This window comes from Ruegeria sp. HKCCD8929 (assembly GCF_013031405.1).
GTDB lineage: Bacteria > Pseudomonadota > Alphaproteobacteria > Rhodobacterales > Rhodobacteraceae > Ruegeria.
Genome location: NZ_WPZY01000087.1, coordinates 1 through 5,143, shown reverse-complemented (window position 1 = coordinate 5,143; position 5,143 = coordinate 1). Strand labels below are relative to the sequence as shown.

Below are 5,143 nucleotides of genomic sequence, written 5' to 3'. Positions count from 1 at the left end.
CCGCCATGCGCCTGTCACTGCACCGCTCAATGGCCCAGGCGCAGAAATACTATGACGACGTTGAGATCACCGACAACCCGGCGACGGATTTGTTGGGGTGACACGTTTGCCGCGCTTGCCGCGAGAGCCACGACCGTTTCATTGTCGCGTTTTGCATCAATCCAATCGACAATGCTTGTCATCGCTTCTCCCGATTGATGACTTACAACTTGGTTGAACACCAATCATTCGCTGCACCCTTCATTATGCAATCACCCAAACACTTGAACCAAATAGGCGGTAACCCACGGGTTACCGCCTTCACAATTTGCGCCCGAGACGCTCGTAACCCGTGGGTTACTCCTCCCTTAGCACCGCCTCGAATGCCTCCACTGCCTTCTGCAATTTGCCCCGATCCACGGCCGAAAAATCATGATCGGATAGAATCCTGCACTCTCCATTCCGTGCTGTGACCTTGGAAGCTCCTACATGAAACTCATACTTCACGCTTTCCTTTTTGCCGCGCGATTTCGTATCGGCAGTCTCCACTTCCACATCACCCAAAAACGCCTCCAACATCCGATTTTGATCTTCTGCTGAACCGGCACTCGCCAAACTCTCTCTGAGTTTCTCAACTCGCTGAGGATCGGCACGCATCTTCCTGACTACCTCAACTCCAAGATTTCGGGACACTGCCTTTGGAAACATAAGAGCATCACCAAGCTCGTTGAGAAGCAGAACAAAACTGCGAATATACGAGCGCTTCATTTTGTGCAAAGACGAGTACAGACGCCCGACCAAAGCTTCGGCATCCGATGCATCAAGTTCCTGATCACGAGACGCAATGATCGCAACTTGTGCCATCTCTGCAAATGTCAGATCTTCCCGGATTACGTTCTCCTCTACCATGTCGACATAGAGATCAATTCGGTCCTTTTGGGGATCCGAGACTCTAGCAACAACATCAGTAAACCGCTTATCACCCGTTTCTTGATAAAGTTGTTGAAGCGCTGTTAGACGCCGCCAACCTTTCTTGAGCTGATACCGGCCGCCGCGGTCCACATACAGCTCGATTGGTTCCTTCTGACCGCGCTCGTAAATGGAAGACTTGAGCTCATCCATTTCGTCCGAGTGTGCAACGCCGGAAAGGTCCAGACGATCTCTTGGCAGATCATCAGTATGAATGTCACTGGTCTTTACAGTCACAAGAATGCGCCCCTCCTCTCGAGCGCGGCGAAACTCCTTTGCGTCAGCGGCGTTTTGCCGGCGCTGCTCAACAAGGTTCTCAGTGCTATCATGCAGATTATTCGCGGTCTCCCTCACGGCTGCTCCCATAGGACCCACCTCCCGGCGGCGAGGCTTATTTAGGTCAGTCTCATCAATCGGAGTGAAGCCGAATTTGTTGTTGCTGCTCATTCTACGCCCTCCTCAACTTTGGTCCGCGCATCCCATGACCGCAGCACTACATCTTTGAATTCCTTGTATGCATTGTCGAAGGATTGCCGTGCTCGCTTCCAGGTGTCGCGCGTCATCTGTCGGTAATCTTGCTCATAAACCGACATCTGAAACCTGCCCGATTGCTCAACGGCACGTGTCATTTCAATCGGATGCTGGCAAACATCCGCTCCGAAGACATTCTTGAATGCATCCATCATCGCGTTGTGAAGCGAGTTACTAGCCTCGTAGCGTGTCATAAGGATACGCACATCATCAAAGCGCTTGGGCAGTGTAATACCGGCGTCATGTGCAATACGTGCGAAACCGTTGGTGATGTCCTCCAAGGCATCACCAAGCTGACCTAAATAACTCGTTGTACTGTCGTATTCCCAGTATCCAGGACCAGACGGAATATATAGGATGTCAGCTGCGAAGGCTGCGTTTAGCGACTGATAGCCAATTGCCGGAGGGCAATCGAAAATTATCAGATCATATTGATCATCCGGTAATTCATCGAGGTACCGAGCGACGCACCCAAAGAAACTCCATGCCTTATGAAGCGACCTGTATTGGGCTGAGGCAAACTCCACAAATGCGGCATTGGCGCAACTTGGAATGATATCGATAGTGGACCAGGATGTTCTCTGGATGAAGTCCTGGACCCGCTGGGCACCAATCGACTGGACATCCTGTGGCAACTCATCCGCAGTAGGGTAGGGGCAATCCGCCGGATCATCATACTCCTCGGCTATCCGGTCTGCTTCCCGACAAAGATCGCGGCACATGATCCCCCAAACGGTGTTCCACTCTCTAACTTCGACCAACCCCATAGAGTGAGTGAGAGTTGCTTGAGGGTCAAAATCGACAACAAGAACGCGGTACCCATCGAGCGCGGCCGCATTCGCCAAATGCTGAGCAACAACTGTCTTGCCAACACCGCCCTTGAAGTTAGAGACGGCCACTCGCATCGCACGACCAGAGGGTCTTTTTGGCAGCAAGCTCTTGCCGCGGAACCGCAACCGGCGTCTTAATTCATTGATTTCCGCCAGCGAGAACCAACGTTGACGACCATCGTCCTCTGTCGAACCTTGCGGCAAAGATGGATCATCGGCGAGTTTCTTTCTCAGGGTATCCGCTGGCACATCAAACATGAACTGGCTTATTTCCCAGATAGAGAATGGGCGAAGCACCTTTTCCTCTGCAGGGGAAAAGGTTGCTCGACGAACTGCAGCCTGTTGCGCAAGGCTTCGTTCGTTCATTGTCTGAAGGTCTGTATGATCTCGCATGACACTGCTCTTGTTATACTGTAGACAACCTCTAATAACGCGATTTTGCGAATGTTCAAAACTGAAAGATCAGGTTTTCCGGTTTTTCTTGCCGACAGGGGGAAGTACGGGAGAACGCGACGGACGCTTACCCGGTTTTGGTGACACTGACCTAGCGTCCACCAGATATATGGTGACATGACGGGGCATATAAGGTGACAACAGAGTGTCACCCATAACCTATTAACCGGCTTCTTTTTGATTAGATTAGAAATTTGCTCTCTTCGCGTTTTTCCTAGCCCGTTGACAAACTACGGGATTTCCTGACACTTATTCACAACAAAGGAATCGGTCGACGAAACCGGTCCTCTCGAGGCACAACAGTGGTAGACCAGTATGGAACCTAAGCGATTTACAGGACCACATGCCGGTTCACAGAAGTACGATCTTCTTACTGCGATTTCTGTTGCAGGCTTGAACGGAACTAATGGATTTCAGTGCTCTATGATGCGGCTTATTGCCTTGATCACGGCACGGTATAACTGGCGCTCTGATGAATTGACTGTCGGACAAAGGGAAATGGCGCGTCTCTGGTCCGTCGATGAACGGACCGTAAAGCGTGAAATTAAACGACTTACAGAAAGAAGAATTCTTCTTCAGTTGCGGCCAGGTGTCAGGGGAAGAGTCGCTGCCTATCGTCTAAATTGTTCGGAGATCTACCGTTTAAGTGAACCAGTTTGGTGCAATGTAGGGCCCGACTTTGCATCGAGGATGGAGATGCAGAACCCAGAACCCGCACAAAAAGTAGTGCACGTGAAATTCGGTCAGCAAGCAGCGGACGCTTCTGAACCGGAAGAGCTCCGGGAGGTTGGTCCTTGGGGTAGGGTGCTTTCGAGGTTATTGGAAAGCGAAGCAGCGTTGTTCAGAAACTGGTTTTCCGAGCTCAAATTTGTGGGAACCGAAGGACCGTCAATCATATTGCGCGCACCGAACAAGTTTGTCGCTCAGTACGTTCAAACCCACTATCTGCGCCCTCTACTCGGAGCGATTCAGCTTGAGTTCGGCTCGATTCGACGAGTGTGCTTCGTCGACTAACAATGGCTGTCACGAGGATAATACCGTCTAAAGATTGCCACCCCAGGCGTGAGATGATGTCGCGCCCATCTTCAGTTCCTTTTTCACAAGAACTCAGATGACGGACTTGTCGCCTCACGCAAACAAAATACGAAGCGCTGCCTCAAAGTTCTGCGAAATTGCTGGGCAGAAGTTCATTCACAGTCCTGCTGCTTTGGTTAGGTTCACCCGGAACCGATCCCGGCGGCGCTGATATCGCCGTGTCATCTCAGCGGAAGCGTGTCCGAGCTGCTTTTGGACAAAACGTTCGTCGACTTCGGCTGAACTGGCGAGCCCGGCGCGCAAGGAGTGGCCTGAAAACAGCGCGAGGCGGTCTTTCTCGGGGAGCTCGGCGCGAATGCCGGATTTCAGCACGGTGGCCTTGATCAACCGGGCGACGTGTTTGTCATTCAGACGACTCTCGAGTGCGCGTTTGCCATCTCGAGATGTCCTCACGAAGACCGGACCGAAGTCGATCTTGGCGAAGTGCAGCCATTGCTCCAACGCATGCACCGGGCAGGTCTGGTCGGAGGAGCCGCGGCCAATCTCGACCTCGCGCCAGCCGGTCTTGGCATTCAGGGTCAGCACCGCGCCCCCGCCATCTTTGCCGTCGAGGATCTCGATCCAACCGCCGGAATCGTCGGTGTCGTCCTTGCCGACATCCAGGCTGACGATTTCCGAGCGCCTGAGGCCGCCGGCATATCCGATAAGCAGGATAGCCCGGTCGCGCAGCCCACGCAGACCGAATGGCAGGGTCGCAACCATGGCGAGGATGTCCTCCGGCAGGATGGCCTCTTTCTGAACCGGCGGCTTGCCATGTTTGCGTTTGATCCCGGCCAGCACGGTGGCGATGTGGCGCTCCTTCCGGTCCAACGTGAAACCTCGCTGCGCATAGTTCCAGGCAAGTCCGGACAGGCGGCGGTCTATCGTACTGACAGAAAGGGCAGGGGAGGGGCCTGTCGGCGCGGCCAGGTCGGTCAGGTAAAGGCCGATCATCTCCGGAGAAGGCGGCAGCGGATCCGTGCCCTTCAGCCTGCACCAGCGCGCGAAATGCTTCCAGTCGGCTGCGTAGGCCTTGTTGGTGTTCTCGGCGGTCGAGGCTTTGGCGTAGTCGCGGGCGGTGTCGACCAGCCGATCAAGGCTGCCGGACCCAGCAACATGATCGGGCAGGGCGATCGTATCGCCGCTTGCAGTTTCTCTCTCGTTGCGCCCGTCTTCGTTTGTCGTATCTAGGGACTCTGAGCGCGATTTCTTGGCGTCTGGGGGCTCAATTTTGGGTGTTTCGCTCATGATTGGCCCAACCGGCCCGAAGCTGCGAGATCGGACAGAATTCAGAACATTTGTGAACG

Annotated in this window: 4 protein-coding genes; 1 reads left to right on the top strand and 3 read right to left on the bottom strand. The window is 53.6% G+C overall.

Annotated elements, in window-relative coordinates; genetic code table 11:
* Positions 1 to 336: 336 nt before the first annotated feature.
* Both GOX53_RS28670 and GOX53_RS28665 read right to left on the bottom strand, forming a co-directional pair.
* Entirely contained in the window at positions 337 to 1,395 is a 1,059-nt protein-coding gene (locus GOX53_RS28670) for a ParB N-terminal domain-containing protein (RefSeq protein ID WP_171182290.1), read from the bottom strand.
* Positions 1,392 to 2,702 carry an AAA family ATPase gene (locus GOX53_RS28665; RefSeq protein WP_171182289.1) on the bottom strand — a complete coding sequence of 437 codons (1,311 nt, stop codon included), beginning with the start codon at positions 2,700 to 2,702 and terminating at the stop codon, positions 1,392 to 1,394. Before GOX53_RS28665 ends, GOX53_RS28670 begins: the two co-directional genes overlap by 4 nt.
* A gap of 375 nt (positions 2,703 to 3,077) precedes the next feature.
* Between GOX53_RS28665 and GOX53_RS28660 the strand changes: the two genes are divergently transcribed.
* Positions 3,078 to 3,776, top strand: a complete 699-nt coding sequence (locus GOX53_RS28660) for a DnaA N-terminal domain-containing protein (protein ID WP_171182288.1) — start codon at positions 3,078 to 3,080, stop codon at positions 3,774 to 3,776.
* A 177-nt stretch (positions 3,777 to 3,953) separates the two neighbouring features.
* Here GOX53_RS28660 and GOX53_RS28655 read toward each other — a convergent pair whose 3' ends face one another.
* Positions 3,954 to 5,084 carry a tyrosine-type recombinase/integrase gene (locus GOX53_RS28655; protein WP_171182287.1) on the bottom strand — a complete coding sequence of 377 codons (1,131 nt, stop codon included), beginning with the start codon at positions 5,082 to 5,084 and terminating at the stop codon, positions 3,954 to 3,956.
* Positions 5,085 to 5,143: the final 59 nt, after the last annotated feature.

Excerpts from the sequence above, each read along its gene's own strand:
- GOX53_RS28660 (WP_171182288.1), top strand. The coding sequence starts at position 3,078 with ATGGAACCTAAGCGATTTACAGGACCACATGCCGGTTCACAGAAGTAC.
- GOX53_RS28655 (WP_171182287.1), bottom strand. The coding sequence starts at position 5,084 with ATGAGCGAAACACCCAAAATTGAGCCCCCAGACGCCAAGAAATCGCGC.
- GOX53_RS28665 (WP_171182289.1), bottom strand. The coding sequence starts at position 2,702 with ATGCGAGATCATACAGACCTTCAGACAATGAACGAACGAAGCCTTGCG.
- GOX53_RS28670 (WP_171182290.1), bottom strand. The coding sequence starts at position 1,395 with ATGAGCAGCAACAACAAATTCGGCTTCACTCCGATTGATGAGACTGAC.